Source organism: Pseudomonas sp. fls2-241-R2A-110 (genome assembly GCF_030209165.1).
Taxonomy (GTDB): Bacteria; Pseudomonadota; Gammaproteobacteria; order Pseudomonadales; family Pseudomonadaceae; genus Aquipseudomonas.
The window spans coordinates 313,930-331,649 of sequence record NZ_JARVSN010000018.1 but is presented as its reverse complement, the minus strand read 5'-3'; the positions used below and the strand labels follow the sequence as shown (position 1 = coordinate 331,649).

Sequence of the window (17,720 nt, the reverse complement as noted above, 5' to 3'; positions counted from 1 at the left end):
TGTTCTTCGGGATTGCCGCCCTCGCGGGCAGCAACATGTAGCACAGACCTCCTGTGCCGGGCATCGCGGTCCTGGAAAAGTCAGGAATGCCTTACTTCACATCCGCTTGCCAAGGGCAGTAGCAACCGACGGCCAGCGTATGGGTGGCGCCCACCGCGCGACCTTCGCTCAGTGCTTGCAGAATGGGTTCGATAAAGCTGTTGTTCGAATTGCAGGTCAGGCCTTCGCTGTACGGGCCGAAATACGCCAGTTTGCCGCTGCGGTCCCAGATCGCCACCGCAGGGCTGGCGGGGATCTGTTCGGAGCCCGGGAGCACGGTGATGGGTTTCAGGCGGCTCAGGGTGCTGGGCAACTGACCATGACTGCCGGGCTTTTGTACCGAATAAAACTCGACGCCGCGCGACGCATACTGCTCAACCAGTTCGGTCAGGTGTTGTTGGTTGCCGACATTGCACGGGCAGGCAGGGTCCCAGAAATGCACCAGGCGGATGGGGCCGGGGCCGGCGAGGTCGTCGGGCAGGCGCAGCGGATCGCCAGAGAAGACGGCGGTGTGTGAGCTGAACGCGCGCAGGTAGCGACCCTGGAACCAGTCATACGCAGCCCACAATACGCCGGCACACACGAGGGCGAGCAGGCTGGCAAGCAGTGTGGTGCGAAAGGCCGGGCGCATGGGTTTCAATCCTCGAAGGTCGGCTAGCTTGCCATGCTTGCCGCGACAGATGAATATCGCAGGCCCATAAAGTCTGTTTAGCGTCTGGAATAGTACATGCCTGCCACTTTCGACCCCGATCATCTGCGCGCCAGCTTGAGGCCATTGGCCGAGTGGCAGCCGCTTTCGGCAGAAGCCCTGGTGTACCAGCGTTTCTACGGGCTCGAATTCGCCGGGCGAACGCTGCGTCGGGGGCTTGGGCGTTTCGAGGTCGATGGCTATCAGGTGGTCAGCCAGGTCTGGTGGCCCGAGCGAGCGAAAGCGACGCTGTTTCTGTTCCACGGCTTTTACGATCACACCGGGCTCTATCGGCATGTGATCGAGTGGGCACTTGATCAAGGCTTTGCGGTGATTGCCTGCGACTTGCCAGGCCATGGTTTGTCCAGTGGCGAGCGGGCCAGCATCAAGGATTTCGCCGAGTATCAGCACACCCTGCAAGGGTTGTTCGCCGACGCCGTGGCCCTCGATTTGCCGCAGCCGTGGCACTTGTGCGGGCAAAGTACCGGCGGGGCGATCGTGATCGATCATGTGCTGAATCAAGGAGCGAGCAGTCCGGCCCAGGGGCAGCTGATTTTGCTCTCGCCACTGGTTCGGCCACGCGCCTGGGGCTGGTCGCAGCTCAGCTATTACCTGCTCAAACCCTTCGTCAAAGCGATCGCCCGACGCTTCAGCGAGAACTCCAACGACCCTGACTTCTTGCCTTTCCTGCAAGCCGATCCGTTGCAACCACTAAGGTTGCCGACTGCCTGGGTCGGTGCGCTGGCGCGGTGGATCAAACGCATCGAGGCCGCGCCAAACAGTCCGCGCCGGCCACTGATCGTGCAGGGGCAATCGGACATGACGGTGGATTGGGAGCACAACCTTGAGGTGTTGAAGGCCAAGTTTGATCGGCCGCAGGTGCTGATGCTGCCTGAGGCGCGGCATCATTTGGCGAACGAGACGCTGGCGTTGCGGGAGGAGTATTTCGGGTTTCTGAGCAAGCGGATCAAAGGGCGGAATCTTTAGCGACTGTCAGGGCCTCATCGCGAGCAAGCTCGCTCCCACATTAGACCGAGTACGTCTGGACAACTCGGTCAACTGTGGGAGCGAGCTTGCTCGCGATAGCGATTTATCAGGCGCCAAAGATTACTGGGAAAGACTCGACGTCTCCTGCCCCACCGCCAGCCCCGCCCGAATCGCCGCCAACGCTGCCTGATAATAAGCCTTGCCCTCGGCGGACTCGGCAAACGTGGCGAACTCTTCCAGTTCTTCATCCGACAGATCGCGATAGACATACAGCAGCGTGTTGTTCAAGTCAGCGCCGATCTGGTCCATCAAGCGCTGGCGCTGACCATTGAGCATGCCTTGCGCCTGACCATTGCCGAGCAAACCGGGAATCATCGAACTGAGGCTGTCCGCTGCGACGCCAGCAATCGCCAGGCTGACTTCTGCACCGGCCTCGCGGGCGGGCAGGGCCTGGGCCAGATGGCCGATGATCAGCGTGCGGCTGTCACTGGCTTGAATCTTGGGTAACCCCTTGGCATTTTTCGCCAGCTGATCGCGACGGGTCGCCAGCAGTTCGGCGGCGACGATTTTTTTGCCCAAGGGGGATTGAAAGAAGGTCAGTGCGGGATTCGGATCGGTGAGGCTTTTGCGCAGTTGTGCTTCGGCGCGTTGATCCACCGCCTGAGGAGCGAAACGCTGATTGCTGTTGTTGACCAGGGCCTGAAACACCGCCGGTGGCAGGCTGTTCTGGTAGCGCTGCTGCGCCGCCGAGAGCGCGTCGTTGAAATGCGCGCGCTGATCTGGCCAACCGGCGACCTTGTACAACTGGTCGTGGCCGTCTGCCCATGCGGGCAAAGCACAGAGTATCAGCAGTGAAAAAAGCAAACGGCGCATAGGGACTCCTGTCAGCAGGCGACTATTCTCCGTGCGGCTTTCGTACTTGTCGAGAATTCGTATCAGTAATCCGATAAATCCTCCGCTGCGCGGCTCTGTCGGATTTGCAGGCACAGGAATACTATGCGCGCCATGCAAATATCCTCTGATCAACCGCTGCTGTTACGTATCGTCGACGACTTGGCCGAACGCGGCTGGTCGCAGCAGAATATCTTCCTGCCTCTGGATCTGACCCGAGTGTTGGCGGCTGAGTGCCGTAAACGTGCTGCCGAAGGCGAGTTGGCCCCTGCAGCGGTCGGGCGCGGGCCGACGTCGGAAATTCGCGAGGGGATTCGTGGCGACCATATTCAATGGCTTGAACCCGGCGAGGCTGAAGCCTGCGACCGTTATCTGAGCTTGATGGACAGTCTGCGCGAGGCGATGAATCGCGGGTTGTTCCTGGGCCTGGAAGACTTTGAAAGCCATTTCGCGCTGTATCCGCCCGGCGCCTTCTACCTCAAGCATGTCGACCGTTTTCGCGATGACGATCGGCGCATGGTGTCAGCGGTGATCTACCTCAATGATGCCTGGTTGCCCGAGCACGGTGGTCAGCTGCGCATGTACCTGGAGGGCGGCGTCGAGCACGATGTGGTGCCCACTGGCGGATGCCTGGTGGTGTTTCTGTCGGGTGAGGTGCCCCATGAAGTCCTGCCCGCGACCCGGGATCGCCTGTCATTGACGGGCTGGTTCCGGCGCCGTGGTAACGAGCCGTTCTGAGCATGCAGAAAATTCTGGTAAGCCGCTGCCTGTTGGGCCACCGCGTACGTTACGACGGCGGGGCGAGCGGGCCGTTTGATCAGCTTCAACAGTGGCTCGACGAAGGTCGCGTCGTGCCGTTGTGCCCGGAAGTCGCTGGAGGCTTGCCGACGCCCAGAGCGGCGGCCGAAATCCCGGGCGGGCAGGGCGGTGAGGTGCTCGATGGCCAGGCGTCAGTGATCACGACCGAGGGCGAGGATGTCAGTGCGGCGTTTTTGTCGGGCGCTTATCAGGCGTTGGAGTTGGTGCAAAAGCACGGCATCCGCATTGCGGTGCTCAAGGCCAACAGCCCGTCTTGCGGGAATCTGTTCACGTATGACGGGACGTTCAGCGGCGTGAAGGTCCGTGGCGAAGGGGTAACGGCGGCGTTGCTCAGGCGCCATGGCGTTCAAGTGTTCAGTGAGCTGGAGCTGGCCGAAGCGGCTGCTGCCTTGGCAACCCTGACCTGACGTCCTGCATAGAACCCCTGTGGGAGCGGGCTTGCTCGCGAATGCGGTGTGTCAGTCGACATCTCTATCAACTGACACACCGCATTCGCGAGCAAGCCCGCTCCCACATTAGATTTACAGCGTCTTATGGTTTGGACTCTTCGCTCGCCTGCGCACCAAACCATTTCTTCTCCAGCTTCTGCAGTCGCCCATCCGTCTTGATCCGCTGCAAGGCGTTTTCCAGGCTGGCGTGGAACGCCGGGTTACCCTTCTGAAACGGAATCGCCAGGCTCACGGCCGGGGCGACTTTGGGTTTTTCTTCCGTCAGCGACTGCACCAGCAGGATTGAACGCGGTGTGTCGTCTTTCTGCGCGATCAATTGCGCATGGGTGCGAATGTAAGGTTCGGTGAAGTCGAAACGATCCTTCAAATCCGGGGTCATTTCTATGTGGTTGATGGCGATGTCGTACTTGCCGGTTTCAACTCCGGACAACAGGTCGCTGGAGTCAGTCACGACGAAGTCCGTTCGCACATCCAGTTCACTGGCCAGCATTTGGCCCAGTTCGACTTCGAAGCCTGTGAGTTTGCCGTCGTCCTTGAAATTGAACGGCGGTGTATTAGCCTCAAGGGCAATGCGCAGCTCGCCACGGTCATTTATATCGTCAATCAGTTCGGCATGAGCCAGAGGGCTCAAAAGGGGTAGCAGGCAGATCAGGCCAGGCAAAAGGCGCATGGTCACTCCTTTGAATACATTTATTGCGATGCTCTGAGTCAGGCTCGCTTTGCTATGGTTGTCGAGTGCCTTCGACAACAAATGGCCGTGAAGTTGTCATGGCCACGCCGATTTTACGGAAAAACTGGAGAAGAGAATGAAAACGTTTATGTCACGAGCAGCATTCGCCGGGCTATTGCTGAGTGCTTCGATGCTGGCGACGGCGGCTACGCCTGCCCCCAAGGGTGCAGAGGTGTTCATCGTATCTCCCGCAGACGGCGCCACGGTCTCGGAAACCTTCACCGTCAAATTCGGCGTCAAGGATATCGCGCTGGCTCCGGCCGGCGACGTGACCAAGAACACCGGTCACCACCACCTGCTGATCGATGTCGACAAGCTGCCTGCCGCCGGCGCGCCGATTCCGAATGATGCCAACCACATGCACTTCGGCAAGGCGCAGACCCAGGCTGAAATCAAATTGACGCCGGGCAAGCACACCTTGCAGCTGGAGTTGGGCGACAGCGGCCACATGCCGTTCGATCCGCCAATCGTGTCGAAGCAGATCACCGTCAACGTTAAGTGACAGTGTAGCGCCTATGAAAAAGGAGCCCCGAAGGGCTCCTTTTTTTTGTCGCTCAAGCCGCTATCAGAACAACACACGGCAACGGATGGTGCCGATGATGTGCTGCAGCTTCTCTTGCGCCATTTCCGAGTACTCGGCGTCGACGTCGATTACCACATAGCCGACTTTCTAGTTGGTCTGCAGAATCCACCAAAGAATTTCTGCCGGAAATCGGATTTTTTGATGTAAGACTTTTTACTATAGATAGTAGTTGTATTGAGTTTTACGTAATTTTTAATCACGGAATATGCAGTAAAAATTTTACTGTTGATAGGGTGCCGTTGTTGCGGCATAACTTAGGTGTTTTTACCAAAGGGAATTCAATTTATTGCAAGGGATGCTGCATGCAAAAATCTATCACTTTTCCTCCGCCTTTGAAATCGTCGGGCGATTTGCTCAATGAAGACAAAAAATATCCAGGATATATTTCAGGTTTAGACAGCGCTCTAAACTGGGACGGAACTCTCCCGGAAGTCACTGTGGCTTACCGTATTGAAACTATCGATAGAGAGCGCGACGCATACTCAAAGTTGGTAGCCATAGGGCACTCGGTGCAAGATCAGATAGGAAGCGTTTTTTCGAATAGCACGGCGAGTGTGCGAAGTGAAATAGAGGAGCGCTTAAGTTCAGCTGTTGACACCCATCCATTTAATGATCTGGAGGGTACTTTAAAAAAGAAAGTGGTTGTTGTCGAGCTTCTGCAACAAATCAAAATGAATAGAAGTTGGTATGAGGCGAATATATTTGCTGGCGTAGATTTATTGTCATTGGGCAGTATGGAAAATGCCGAGGCATTCGCCGCTAGTTTGGATACGGCAGAAGACGAGGAAGAACGCCGAGGCTATTACGAAAATTTTCTGAGATCGCTGACAGCCGCCTACGTTAAACGAATCCTTGCCGAAGCTGTTTCCATTTTAGAGGACGCTTCGCCAGCAATAGATGCTGCGATCCATTCTGCTTTGGCTAGAGGTGAAACTGCCTACAGCTTCAATTTAACCTTTAGTCAATCCGCACAGGTGGTAACTGTGGCGGGTGCCGCCACTCTCCAAAACACGGACGGTTGGACCTTCGAGGCCGCGATCCGTAAAGGCACTCTGTTGTTGACAGGTTTGGGAGAAGCACTTCTCAGTCGAGCGACGGCGATCGGGATCGGCACTTTGCTCTATTCACCGGCTCTGGGTAACGGCGAGCGATATCCTCAAACGGTTCTCAAATTATCGGGTAGTGCAGTCTTGCCAGGTGCACCGACTAACCTGAACGAAATCGCCGCTGTCGAAGGAACCATTGATCTTCCCTATCGGATTTATGGTGACCTTGGCCAATACACGCTCGTTGCAACACCGAAGGGAGGAAGCGTTTCGCCAGCGGTACCAGTTCGAGCGCTGGAGTTCGACCTGAAGACGAACAGCTACAGTTTCACCTCCGCCGACACACCGCCCATCACCCTCAGTTTTCCAATTATCCACTGGGGTAACAGTTCGACAACTTCACCTGCCAGGCCCGTGGAAGTGCCGCGTTACACGGGTGTTGAGCTGTTGCCACTACTCGTGCAGCCGGAACCATTGCCTGCGTCCGAGTTACCGGATTTCAGGGATTGTATTTATTGCTTCCCGATCAACAGCGGCTTGCCGCCGATTTATGTTGTTTTCAATAGCCCTTATGAAGGGGCTACCACGAGAGGGAAGTACAGCGGCCGACTTTTCAATCCTGCCAAAGCGGGAGGTCCAATTCTGGATCTCGATTGGACGAGTGCGACCGTAACTCAAGCGGGTATCGACCTAGTGAAAGTGCATACGGGCCGATTCGGTCCTTCGGATGCCAATGCCATCATGATTGATCGCTTGGAAAAAATTCACCAAGGTAAATTGGTAGTCACGTCCATGGACAAACGTTTCTATACTCATGAGTTGAGAGAGCTTGAACGTTTCAGAACATTAGGGGTGGCTGACGGTGTAAATCCGAATGATGAAGGTGCCATTTGGAATAACACCCACGCAGCGACACTGGAGGATTACAAACTAAAAGATAGTTTCGAGTTGCTCTATACGCTTGAAGCTTTAGAGGCGCACAGAAAGCAAGCGGATAGAGAGTACGAACAACTGGGAGGAATATAATAATGAGCGTTATAGAAAAAGCTGTTCTCAACGAGAAGCCTGAAGAGGTAATTCTATTTCTTACCAAGAATGAATTGGGCATCTCTTTTCCTCGGCTTGATGGTCTCTACAACCAGGCTAATTGGGCGCATGTGGCGGATAATATGGGGCTATTGAAAATCGTCTGGGAAATGTGTGACGCGGGCTTTATAAAATCTAATGGCACCGGAATTGTCAGGGGCATCAACTGGAGAGAGCCGGCATTCATGCTAGAGGGAAAATATACTTTTGATTGATATTGCGAAGCGTCTGTCGACTTTAGGGGGCGATAAACAATATCTATTGTTTCGAGGACGTCCGGCTTCCTGATGTTGGTGATTGGATTCTGTCTAGTTTAGAGATAGGTTTACGATTGTTCGGGACAAGTGCATGAAAAAGGGAGCCCTAAGGCTCCCTTTTTTTGTCGCTCAAGTCGCTATCAGAACAGAACGCGGCAACGGATGGTGCCGTTGATGTGCTGCAGCTTCTCTTGCGCCATTTCCGAGTACTCAGCGTCGACGTCGATTACCACATAGCCGACTTTCTCGTTGGTCTGCAGGAACTGACCGGAGATGTTGATGCCGTTTTCGGCGAAGACCTTGTTGATCTCGCTCATCACACCCGGGATGTTTTCGTGGATGTGCAGCAAACGGTGCTTGCCAGGGTGAGCCGGCAGGGCCACTTCCGGGAAGTTAACCGACGATACCGACGTACCGTTGTCGCTGTACTTGACCAGTTTTTCCGCCACTTCCAGACCGATGTTGGCTTGCGCCTCAGCGGTGGAGCCGCCGATGTGCGGGGTCAGGATCACGTTGTCCAGGCCACGCAGCGGGCTTTCGAACTCTTCGTCGTTGGAGCGAGGCTCCACCGGGAACACGTCGATGGCCGCGCCGATCAGGTGCTTGTCCTTGATCGCGTCCGCCAGGGCTTGCAGCTCGACCACGGTGCCGCGCGCAGCATTGATCAGGATGCCGCCCTTCTTGATGGCGCGGATTTCCTTCTCGCCGATCATCCACTGGGTCGCCGCGGTTTCCGGAACGTGCAGGGTGACGATGTCGGACATGCCCAGCAGTTCGTGCAGGTTGCCGACCTGGGTGGCGTTACCCAGTGGCAGCTTGGTCACGGTGTCGTAGAAGTACACCTGCATGCCCAGGCCTTCAGCCAGGACCGACAATTGAGTACCGATCGAACCGTAACCGACGATGCCCAGCTTCTTGCCGCGGATTTCGAAGGAGTTGGCAGCGCTCTTGATCCAGCCGCCACGGTGGCAGGAAGCGTTCTTCTCAGGGATGCCGCGCAGCAACAGGATCGCTTCGGCCAGCACCAGCTCGGCAACGGAGCGAGTGTTGGAGTACGGCGCGTTGAATACCGCGATACCGCGTTCGCGAGCAGCGTTCAGGTCGACCTGGTTGGTACCGATGCAGAAACAGCCGACAGCGACCAGTTTCTTCGCGTGATCGAAGATCTCTTCGGTCAGTTGAGTACGGGAGCGAATGCCGATGAAGTGCGCATCAGCGATCTTTTCCTTGAGCTGGGCTTCCGGCAGAGAACCTGTAAGGTACTCGATGCTGGTGTAGCCCGCCGCCTTGAGGACGTCGACAGCCGATTGGTGGACGCCTTCGAGAAGAAGGAACTTGATCTTGCTCTTATCGAGAGAAGTCTTGCTCATCTGCGTAAACCTGTATCCCGGAGAAAAATGGCAGGAAGCCAGCAGACGCTGACCCGGACGGCAAGAATGCCGTCGCCGCAGAAGGCCGTTGGGCACTATGCTGCGGGGTCGGTATGCTAGCATATGCACCCCGCTAAACACTCATTCCTGCGACGTGAAGCGTTCTCAGGATGACCATGAATTGTTCGAGAGTTCTGTCGATGACCAATCCTGCCTTGATTGAAGAGCTGAAGACCCTGGTTGAGCCTGGCAAGGTGCTGACCGATGCCGACTCCCTGAATGCTTACGGTAAGGATTGGACCAAGCATTTCGCCCCGGCCCCGACCGCCATTGTGTTCCCCAAGACTACCGAGCAGGTCCAGGCCATTGTGCGCTGGGCCAATGAACACAAGGTGGCGCTGGTGCCATCCGGTGGTCGCACCGGGCTTTCCGCCGCAGCGGTCGCCGCCAATGGCGAAGTCGTTGTGTCCTTCGACTACATGAACCAGATTCTCGAAGTGAACATGACCGACCGCACCGCGGTCTGCCAGCCTGGCGTGGTCACCGAACACTTGCAGAACGTCGCCGAAGAGAAAGGCCTGTATTACCCGGTGGACTTCGCTTCGGCGGGTTCCAGCCAGATTGGCGGCAATATCGGCACCAATGCCGGCGGGATCAAGGTGATTCGCTACGGCATGACCCGCAACTGGGTGGCTGGCATGAAGGTCGTCACCGGCAAGGGCGATCTGCTTGAGCTGAACCGCGACCTGATCAAGAACGCCACCGGCTACGACATGCGTCAGCTGTTCATCGGCGCTGAAGGCACCCTCGGTTTTGTGGTCGAAGCGACCATGCGCCTGGACCGTGCCCCGAAAAACCTCACCGCGATGGTGCTCGGCACCACCGATTTCGACTCGATCATGCCGGTTCTGCACGCCTTCCAGAGCAAGCTCGACCTGACCGCCTTCGAATTCTTCTCCGACAAGGCCTTGGCCAAGGTCATGGCGCGCGGTGACGTGCCAGCGCCATTCGAAACCGGCTGCCCGTTCTACGCGCTGCTGGAATTCGAAGCGACCACCGAAGAAGTGGCCAACCACGCCCTGGAAACCTTCGAACACTGCGTCGAGCAGGGCTGGGTGCTGGACGGCGTGATGAGTCAGAGCGAAACCCAACTGCAGAACCTGTGGAAGCTGCGCGAATATATTTCCGAAACCATTTCGCACTGGACGCCGTACAAGAACGACATTTCGGTCACCGTATCGAAAGTCCCGGCGTTCCTGAAGGAAATCGACGCGATCGTCGGTGAACACTACCCAGACTTCGAAATCGTCTGGTTCGGTCACATCGGCGACGGCAACCTGCACTTGAACATCCTCAAGCCGGATAACCTGAGCAAGGACGAGTTCTTCGCCAAGTGCGCCACCGTGAACAAGTGGGTGTTCGAAACCGTCGAGAAGTACAACGGTTCGATCTCCGCCGAACACGGCGTGGGCATGACCAAGCGTGATTACCTGACCTATAGCCGCTCGCCGGTCGAGATCGAGTACATGAAAGCGGTCAAGGCGGTGTTCGACCCGAATGGCATCATGAACCCGGGCAAAATTTTCGCTGTTTGACTTTCGAACTTAAGCGCTACGAACCAGGAGTCGGTCAATGAGCTATCAGCACCAGTATGTCGACGGCACGCGAATTCATTTCCCGCTGGGGAAAGTGGTGTGCATCGGCCGCAACTACGCCGAACACGCCAAGGAACTGGACAACCCGGTGCCTACCGAGCCACTGCTGTTCATCAAGCCGGGCAGTTGCGTGGTGCCGCTGGAAGGCAGTTTCAGCATTCCGACCGAGCGCGGTTCGGTGCATTACGAAGCGGAAATTGCCGTGTTGATCGGCAAGCCTTTGTCGACCAAGCCAAGCCGTGAAGAAGTGCTGGATGCGATTTCCGGTTTTGCCCCGGCCCTGGACCTGACCCTGCGCGACAAGCAGGCCGAGCTGAAATCCAAAGGCTTGCCATGGGAAATCGCCAAGTCCTTCGACGGTGCGGCAGTGATTGCGCCGTTCGTGGCCGGCAGCACCTTTGCCGACCTGACCGACATCGGTATCCGCCTGACCATCAACGGCGAAGTGCGTCAGGATGGCAACAGCAAAGACATGCTCAACCCGATCGTGCCGATGATCCAGTACATGGCCGGCTGTTTCTCGCTGCAGGCCGGTGATGTGATCCTGACGGGCACTCCGGTGGGCGTGGGTCCGTTGAATGTTGGTGATGACATCGTGCTGGAATTGCCGGGTGTCAGCAGCTTCACCAGCAGCGTGCGCTAACCGAAACACCGCAAACCCTGTGTGGGAGCGGGCTCGCTCTCACATTGGTTTCTTGTGGTATCAGGTCTAGCGGCGGAAGGGTCATCCGCCATTTGCCGTTTTTTTCACATCGTCTCTGGATAATTCCGCGGATCCGGGCCTCCCAGCCGGCCCACTTGTGCTATTACCTTTAGCCTGAATTTCTGGAACGGAACCTGAATGGCCACCCAACCGCTGCCCACTTTCAAAACTGCCCGTCGCTCACGGTTCGTCTTGCGTTGGTATATCTGGCTGCTGGTGGCGGCCGTCGCATACGGCGTCGCCTTTGCGATGCATTGGGATGATCGCGGCGTGCTCTGGGTGAAAGAGCAATTCAAGAGCCCGGCCGAGCGTCAGGCCAGTGTCTGGCTACCGGATTACCGAGCGGTGATCGACGGTAAATTGCTGCCGGGTATGGAAAAGGACGAAGCCTCGGACCTGGCCTACGATCCACAGACCAAGACTCTGTTTTCGGTCATGGGCAAGAACCCGTTCCTCGTCGAGCTGACCCTGCAAGGCGACGTGCTGCGCAAAATGCCCTTGGTGGGCTGGAGCAACCCGGAAGGCGTTACCGTACTGGGCAATGGCCTGCTGGCGATTGTCGATGAGCGCTCGCACTTGATTACTATCGTCAAGGTCGATGCCGACACCCGTGAATTGAACATCGCCAATTTTACGAAGTACGATCTTGGGCCTTCGAAAGACCAGAACAAGGCCTTTGAAGGTGTCACCTGGGATTCTCAAAACCAGCAGCTGCTGCTGGGCGAAGAGCGTCCGCCGGCATTGTTTGCCTGGAAAGGTGACGGCCGAGTCCTTACCGGTGACAAGCTGAAGCTGGCCAGCCATGCGCTGGACATGCGCAACTTGTCGGCCCTGGCCATCGACCCGCGCACCGGCCACATGCTGGTGCTGTCCGCCGACTCTCACATGTTGATGGAGCTGGACAAAAAGGGCGAACAAGTCAGTTTCATCGCCCTGTTGGGTGGCTTCAACGGCCTGAAGAACACCATTCCACGCGCCGAAGGCGTGACCATGGACGAGGCGGGTAACTTGTATATGGTGAGTGAACCGAACCTGTTTTACCGCTTCGAAAAACAGAAGTAATCGCCACAATCCTGCTGTTGTGGTCGCAAGCCACTGGCCATTAAGCTTGAGTTCACACGGGCGTGATATTTCATCCGCCCGTTTTGTTTTCGAGCTCGCCTGAATGCGTCGACTTGCGCGTCCCAAACCCCTCCTTTTGATCCTGTCAGTGATTACGCTGATCGCTCTGGTTGCGGTCGGCCAATACATGCGCTTGTTCGAGCGTGCGTGGTTCAACCTGAATACGCTTTGGCAGCCGCAGAGCAGCGAATCCATCGGTCTGGATCAATTCCGAGTGGACATTGACGCGCGGGTGATCGACGGGCTGGACGATAATGTCTCCGCGCTGACGTTTGATCCGGTGCGTAAAAGCCTGTTTACGGTCACCAACAAAAAATCAGAGCTGGTCGAGCTGTCCCTTGAAGGCAAAATCCTGCGGCGCGTGGCGTTGATTGGTTTTGGCGACCCGGAAGCGGTGGAATTCATCAGCGCCGACACCTACGTGATCACCGACGAGAGCCAGCAACGGCTGATCAAGATTCACCTTGAGAAGGACACGGCGTTCCTCGATGCTGCGGATGCCGAGCAGATGATCCTCGGCGTGCACATGGGCAGCAACAAGGGCTTCGAAGGCCTGGCTTACGACTCGGTGGGCAAGCGTCTGTTTGTGGCCAAGGAGCGCGACCCGATGTTGATCTACGAGGTGCAGGGCTTCCCGCATTACAACCCGGAGAAATCCTACGCCGTGCACGTGGTCAACAACCCCAAGCGTGATGCCGGAATGTTCGTGCGAGACCTGTCGAGCCTGCAATACGACAAGCGCAGCGGCCATTTACTGGCGCTGTCCGACGAGTCGCGATTGATTCTGGAGCTGGATGTCGATGGGCGACCACTCAGCACCCTGTCCCTGAGCAAGGGGCGTCAAGGGCTGGAAAACTCAGTGCCGCAAGCGGAGGGCATCGCCATGGACGACGACGGCAACCTGTACCTGGTGAGCGAACCCAACCTGTTCTACGTCTTCAAAAAACCAGCACAGCCCTGAGCAACACCCCAAAACCACTGTGGGAGCGGGCTTGCCCGCGATGAGGCCGTGTCAGTCGATAAAGATTATGACTGATAGGCCGCCATCGCGGGCAAGCCCGCTCCCACAGGTCATTCATTCGCCGATGAATCCAGGCGATTTCACTTATTGGGCGCGCAGGGTTTTCACGCCTTCGCTGGTGCCCAGCAGCAGCAGATCCGCCGGACGTGCCGCGAACAAGCCGTTGGTGACCACGCCAACAATGGCGTTGATCTGCTTCTCCAGCTCTACCGGGTTGGTGATCTGCATGTTGAAGACGTCGAGGATGATGTTGCCGTTGTCGGTCAGCACGCCTTCACGGTAAACCGGGTCGCCGCCAAGTTTCACCAGTTCGCGGGCCACGTGGCTGCGGGCCATCGGGATCACTTCGACCGGCAGCGGGAACGCGCCGAGTACCGGTACCAGTTTGCTGGCGTCGGCGATGCAGATGAAAGTCTTGGCCACGGCGGCCACAATCTTTTCGCGGGTCAGGGCTGCGCCGCCGCCCTTGATCAGGTGCAAGTGCTCGTCACTTTCGTCGGCGCCGTCGACGTAGAACTCCAGGTCGCTGACGGTGTTCAGTTCATACACCGGAATGCCGTGGCCCTTGAGGCGGGCGGCGGTGGCTTCGGAGCTGGCGACGGCGCCATCAAACGCGCCCTTGTGCTGGGCCAGGGCATCGATGAAGCAGTTGGCGGTGGAGCCGGTGCCGACCCCGACGATGCTCTTGTCGTCGAGTTTCGGGAGGATGAAGTCGACGGCGGCCTGAGCCACTGCCTGTTTGAGTTGATCCTGGGTCATGCGGGCTCCGAAGCGGGCAAGGGGAACGGAAAGGCCGGCATTATAGCCCCTTGCCCGGCTAAAACCTCTGGATTCGTGTGGTCGCCCGGCCGAAAGGCGGGTTAGACTCGTTGGCCCTGCCCAACCCGCTCAGTGATGCTTTCCGATGCTCGAACAGTACGTCAAAAAGATCCTCACCTCGCGCGTTTATGACGTTGCCGTAGAAACCCCATTGCAGACTGCCCGTCAGCTCTCCGAGCGGCTGGGCAACAGTATCTGGCTCAAGCGCGAAGACTTGCAGCCGGTGTTCTCGTTCAAGATTCGCGGCGCCTACAACAAGCTCACGCAGCTGAGCGATGAAGAGCGCGCACGCGGCGTGGTCACCGCATCGGCGGGCAATCACGCGCAAGGCCTGGCCCTGGCGGCGAAAGTGCTGGGCGTGAAAGCCACCATCGTGATGCCCAAGACCACCCCGGAAATCAAAGTCGAAGGCGTGCGCTCCCGTGGCGGCAAAGTGGTGCTGCACGGGGATTCATTCCCCGAAGCCCTGGCCTACTCGCTGAAACTGGTCGACGAAAAAGGCTACGTCTACATCCACCCGTATGACGATCCGCATACCATTGCCGGGCAGGGCACGGTGGCGATGGAAATTCTGCGTCAGCACCCGGGGCGTCTGGACGCGATTTTCGTTCCGGTCGGTGGCGGCGGCCTGATCGCCGGCATCGCGGCGTATGTGAAATACCTGCGCCCGGACATCAAGATCATCGGCGTCGAGCCGGATGACTCCAACTGCCTGCAAGCCGCCATGGCAGCCGGTGAGCGCGTGATTCTGCCGACCGTGGGTATCTTTGCCGATGGCGTTGCGGTGGCCCAGATCGGTCAGCACACCTTCGATATCTGCAAAGACTATGTCGATGATGTCATCACCGTCAGCACTGACGAGATCTGCGCGGCAATCAAGGACATCTACGACGATACCCGCTCGATCACTGAACCTGCCGGAGCGTTGGGCGTGGCGGGGATCAAGAAGTACGTCGAGCTCAATGGTGTCACCGGGCAGACCTTCGTGGCCATCGACTCGGGCGCCAACGTCAACTTCGACCGCTTGCGCCATGTCGCCGAGCGCGCCGAGCTGGGCGAGGGCCGTGAAGCCATTATTGCGGTGACCATCCCTGAGAAACCGGGCAGTTTCAAGGCGTTCTGCGAAGCCATCGGCAAGCGCCAGATCACCGAATTCAACTACCGCTACAACACCGGCAGCGAAGCGCACATCTTTGTTGGCGTGCAGACGCATCCGGAAACCGACCCGCGCAGCGCACTGATCGCCAGTCTCGGCGAGCAGGGTTTCCCGGTGCTGGACCTGACCGACAACGAACTGGCCAAACTGCACATCCGCCATATGGTGGGCGGTCGTGCGGCCCACGTGGTCGATGAAGTGATTCTGCGCTTCGAGTTCCCGGAGCGTCCGGGTGCGCTGTTCAACTTCCTCAACAAGCTGGGCGGGCGCTGGAACATTTCAATGTTCCACTACCGCAACCATGGCGCTGCGGATGGTCGTGTGGTCGCGGGTCTGCAAGTGCCGCACGATGAGCGTCACCTGGTGCCGGCAGCACTTGAGGAAATCGGCTACCCGTACTGGGACGAAAGCGACAACCCGGCCTATCAGCTGTTTCTCGGCTGAGCGGCTACGCTGATGGGCAGCCCATAAGGAAATCGAACAATGGAAACGTTAACCGCCCTGAAAGTGGCTCACGTCGTGTCGACGGTCGTGTTGCTGCTGTGTGCACTGGGCATGGGGATCTGGGTCTGGCGCACGCGGCGTAATGGCGATCCGACGGCTCCCGCGCGCGCATTGCAGCGGCCGCAAGGGCTTATCTGGCTGCTGATGGGGCTGGCATTGCTGAGCATGCCGGTCACGGGATGGTGGATGGTGCACCTGGTGGGCTGGCCATTGGGACAGACCTGGTTGCTGGCGTCCAGCGTGCTCTACACCGTGGCGGCCTTGGGCTGGTTCTGGCTGCTGGTGCGGCTTAACAAGCTGCGCAAGGCGCAGGGCGGTAATGGCAAGTTCACTTTCGCCCTCGCGCTGCTCAGCTTTGTCTGCTTTATCGCTATTGCCGGATTGATGGGTGCCAAGCCTGTTTAAGGCTTGAAACCGAGTCGACCCAATCGCGAGCAGGCTCACTCCCACATTGGAATGCGTTCCCCTGTAGGAGTGAGCCTGCTCGCGATAGCAGTTTCAGTCGCGCAACGAAATTACCGGCCAGCCACGCTTTTCGGCTTCAGCGCGCAGATTCGGATCAGGATCGACCGCAACCGGATTCGCCACTTCCTCCAGAAGTGACAAATCATTCATCGAGTCGCTGTAGAAGTAACTGTCTTCCAACGAATGCCCGGTCTCTTCCAACCAGCGATTGAGCCGCGTCACCTTGCCTTCGCGAAAGCACGGAACATCGGTGCTGCGCCCGGTATAACGGCCATCGACCATTTCGCATTCCGTGGCGATCAAGGTTTCGACGCCCAGTCGCTGGGCAATCGGCCCGGTCACAAAGCGGTTGGTGGCCGTGATGATCACCAGTTTGTCGCCGGCCTCACGGTGTTTGGCCAGCAGTTCGATGCCCTTGGGCAGCACGATCGGTTCGATGCAATCGCGCATGTAATCCAGGTGCCATTGGTCCAGCGTGGCCATCTCGGTGCGGCCGAGGACCTCCAGGCAGAAGTTCAGGTAAGCGTCGTTGTCCAGCTTGCCGGCCAGGTAATCCTGATAGAACTCGTCATTGCGAGCCTTGTAGGCCACGGCGTCGAGAAAGCCTCGCTCACACAGGTAATCGCCCCAGGCGTGGTCGCTGTCGCCGCCCAGGAGGGTGTTGTCCAAGTCGAATAAAGCCAGGCGCATTGCAGTTACTCGCTGAAAAGTCTGTAGAAAGGTGCCCAGAATACGGACTTTTCACAAGAGTGCACATAAGCTCGGTCGGCTCGTTGCTGCCTTCACAACCTTTGTGGAACAATGCGGCGACATGCGTTTGCGAGGTTGTTGCCGTGATCGACCCCGATGGTTTCCGCCCCAATGTCGGGATCATTCTCACGAATGATGCCGGACAGGTGCTATGGGCTCGCCGTATCAATCAAGATGCCTGGCAGTTTCCACAGGGTGGAATCAACCCTCAGGAGACGCCAGAAGACGCCTTGTACCGCGAGTTGAACGAAGAAGTGGGGCTTGAACGAGAAGATGTTGAAATTCTCGCCTGCACCCGGGGCTGGTTGCGCTATCGTTTGCCGCAACGTCTGGTCAGGACGCACAGCCAACCGTTGTGCATCGGCCAGAAACAGAAATGGTTTCTCCTGCGCCTGATCTCCAACGAGCAGCGGGTGCGGATGGATTTGACCGGTAAACCGGAATTCGATGGCTGGCGCTGGGTCAGCTATTGGTATCCGTTGGGCCAGGTGGTGACATTCAAGCGCGAGGTGTATCGACGCGCTCTCAAAGAGCTTGCCCCGCGCCTTTTAACGCGCGACTGACGACGGAGTTCGACCCC

Annotated in this window: 19 protein-coding genes and 1 pseudogene; 13 read left to right on the top strand and 7 right to left on the bottom strand. The window is 57.7% G+C overall.

What is annotated here, in order from left to right; translation table 11 throughout:
• Positions 1-91: 91 nt before the first annotated feature.
• Complete coding sequence (locus QRN31_RS15585; protein WP_285432944.1) at positions 92-670, bottom strand: DUF6436 domain-containing protein; 579 nt, start codon at positions 668-670, stop codon at positions 92-94.
• 96 nt (positions 671-766) lie between these two features.
• Between QRN31_RS15585 and bipL the strand changes: the two genes are divergently transcribed.
• Positions 767-1,714, top strand: coding sequence for a phospholipase BipL (bipL, locus tag QRN31_RS15580; RefSeq protein WP_285432943.1), 948 nt, complete (start codon positions 767-769; stop codon positions 1,712-1,714).
• Positions 1,715-1,834: 120 nt separating this feature from the next.
• On the opposite strand, the gene QRN31_RS15575 is transcribed toward bipL, so the two are convergent.
• Positions 1,835-2,587 carry a DUF2059 domain-containing protein gene (locus tag QRN31_RS15575; protein ID WP_285432941.1) on the bottom strand — a complete coding sequence of 251 codons (753 nt, stop codon included), beginning with the start codon at positions 2,585-2,587 and terminating at the stop codon, positions 1,835-1,837.
• Positions 2,588-2,710: 123 nt separating this feature from the next.
• Between QRN31_RS15575 and QRN31_RS15570 the strand changes: the two genes are divergently transcribed.
• Together QRN31_RS15570 and QRN31_RS15565 are read left to right on the top strand one after the other, a co-directional pair.
• On the top strand, positions 2,711-3,343 hold the full coding sequence (locus QRN31_RS15570; RefSeq protein WP_285432940.1) for a 2OG-Fe(II) oxygenase: 633 nt from the start codon (positions 2,711-2,713) through the stop codon (positions 3,341-3,343).
• A gap of 2 nt (positions 3,344-3,345) precedes the next feature.
• Positions 3,346-3,831: a 2-thiouracil desulfurase family protein gene (locus QRN31_RS15565; RefSeq protein WP_285432939.1), complete on the top strand. Its 486-nt coding sequence runs from the start codon at positions 3,346-3,348 to the stop codon at positions 3,829-3,831.
• Between the two features lie 124 nt (positions 3,832-3,955).
• Here QRN31_RS15565 and QRN31_RS15560 read toward each other — a convergent pair whose 3' ends face one another.
• Positions 3,956-4,543, bottom strand: coding sequence for a transporter substrate-binding domain-containing protein (locus QRN31_RS15560; protein ID WP_285432937.1), 588 nt, complete (start codon positions 4,541-4,543; stop codon positions 3,956-3,958).
• Positions 4,544-4,679: 136 nt separating this feature from the next.
• Between QRN31_RS15560 and QRN31_RS15555 the strand changes: the two genes are divergently transcribed.
• Entirely contained in the window at positions 4,680-5,105 is a 426-nt protein-coding gene (locus QRN31_RS15555; RefSeq protein WP_285432936.1) for a DUF4399 domain-containing protein, read from the top strand.
• Positions 5,106-5,168: 63 nt separating this feature from the next.
• On the opposite strand, the pseudogene QRN31_RS31570 reads toward QRN31_RS15555, so the two are convergent.
• Positions 5,169-5,273: pseudogene (locus QRN31_RS31570) on the bottom strand (hypothetical protein); the annotation flags it as partial.
• A gap of 215 nt (positions 5,274-5,488) precedes the next feature.
• Here QRN31_RS31570 and QRN31_RS15550 point away from each other — a divergent pair.
• Both QRN31_RS15550 and QRN31_RS15545 read left to right on the top strand, forming a co-directional pair.
• Positions 5,489-7,258 carry an S-type pyocin domain-containing protein gene (locus QRN31_RS15550; RefSeq protein WP_285432934.1) on the top strand — a complete coding sequence of 590 codons (1,770 nt, stop codon included), beginning with the start codon at positions 5,489-5,491 and terminating at the stop codon, positions 7,256-7,258.
• A 2-nt stretch (positions 7,259-7,260) separates the two neighbouring features.
• Positions 7,261-7,533 carry a hypothetical protein gene (locus QRN31_RS15545; RefSeq protein ID WP_285432932.1) on the top strand — a complete coding sequence of 91 codons (273 nt, stop codon included), beginning with the start codon at positions 7,261-7,263 and terminating at the stop codon, positions 7,531-7,533.
• Positions 7,534-7,715: 182 nt separating this feature from the next.
• Here the strand turns inward: QRN31_RS15545 and serA are convergent, their stop codons facing one another.
• Positions 7,716-8,945 (bottom strand): phosphoglycerate dehydrogenase, encoded by a 1,230-nt coding sequence (gene serA, locus QRN31_RS15540; RefSeq protein WP_285432930.1) that lies wholly within the window; start codon positions 8,943-8,945, stop codon positions 7,716-7,718.
• Positions 8,946-9,145: 200 nt separating this feature from the next.
• Between serA and QRN31_RS15535 the strand changes: the two genes are divergently transcribed.
• The 4 genes from QRN31_RS15535 (at position 9,146) to QRN31_RS15520 (ending at position 13,386) form a co-directional block, all read left to right on the top strand.
• Positions 9,146-10,540, top strand: a complete 1,395-nt coding sequence (locus QRN31_RS15535) for a D-2-hydroxyglutarate dehydrogenase (protein WP_285432929.1) — start codon at positions 9,146-9,148, stop codon at positions 10,538-10,540.
• Positions 10,541-10,577: 37 nt separating this feature from the next.
• Complete coding sequence (locus QRN31_RS15530; RefSeq protein ID WP_285432928.1) at positions 10,578-11,243, top strand: fumarylacetoacetate hydrolase family protein; 666 nt, start codon at positions 10,578-10,580, stop codon at positions 11,241-11,243.
• A gap of 198 nt (positions 11,244-11,441) precedes the next feature.
• A complete protein-coding gene (locus QRN31_RS15525; RefSeq protein WP_285432927.1) occupies positions 11,442-12,365 on the top strand; it encodes an SdiA-regulated domain-containing protein in 924 nt (307 codons plus the stop codon).
• 103 nt (positions 12,366-12,468) lie between these two features.
• Positions 12,469-13,386 (top strand): SdiA-regulated domain-containing protein, encoded by a 918-nt coding sequence (locus QRN31_RS15520; protein WP_285432925.1) that lies wholly within the window; start codon positions 12,469-12,471, stop codon positions 13,384-13,386.
• 144 nt (positions 13,387-13,530) lie between these two features.
• Here the strand turns inward: QRN31_RS15520 and rpiA are convergent, their stop codons facing one another.
• Positions 13,531-14,205 carry a ribose-5-phosphate isomerase RpiA gene (rpiA, locus tag QRN31_RS15515; protein WP_285432924.1) on the bottom strand — a complete coding sequence of 225 codons (675 nt, stop codon included), beginning with the start codon at positions 14,203-14,205 and terminating at the stop codon, positions 13,531-13,533.
• Positions 14,206-14,350: 145 nt separating this feature from the next.
• Here rpiA and ilvA point away from each other — a divergent pair, with 145 nt between their 5' ends.
• Together ilvA and QRN31_RS15505 are read left to right on the top strand one after the other, a co-directional pair.
• Positions 14,351-15,865 carry a threonine ammonia-lyase, biosynthetic gene (gene ilvA / locus QRN31_RS15510; RefSeq protein ID WP_285432923.1) on the top strand — a complete coding sequence of 505 codons (1,515 nt, stop codon included), beginning with the start codon at positions 14,351-14,353 and terminating at the stop codon, positions 15,863-15,865.
• A gap of 39 nt (positions 15,866-15,904) precedes the next feature.
• On the top strand, positions 15,905-16,330 hold the full coding sequence (locus QRN31_RS15505) for a DUF2269 domain-containing protein (RefSeq protein ID WP_285432921.1): 426 nt from the start codon (positions 15,905-15,907) through the stop codon (positions 16,328-16,330).
• A gap of 93 nt (positions 16,331-16,423) precedes the next feature.
• On the opposite strand, the gene QRN31_RS15500 is transcribed toward QRN31_RS15505, so the two are convergent.
• Positions 16,424-17,080: a histidinol-phosphatase gene (locus QRN31_RS15500; protein WP_285432919.1), complete on the bottom strand. Its 657-nt coding sequence runs from the start codon at positions 17,078-17,080 to the stop codon at positions 16,424-16,426.
• Between the two features lie 143 nt (positions 17,081-17,223).
• Between QRN31_RS15500 and QRN31_RS15495 the strand changes: the two genes are divergently transcribed.
• Positions 17,224-17,703 carry an RNA pyrophosphohydrolase gene (locus QRN31_RS15495; protein ID WP_007945562.1) on the top strand — a complete coding sequence of 160 codons (480 nt, stop codon included), beginning with the start codon at positions 17,224-17,226 and terminating at the stop codon, positions 17,701-17,703.
• The last annotated feature ends 17 nt before the right edge of the window (positions 17,704-17,720 follow it).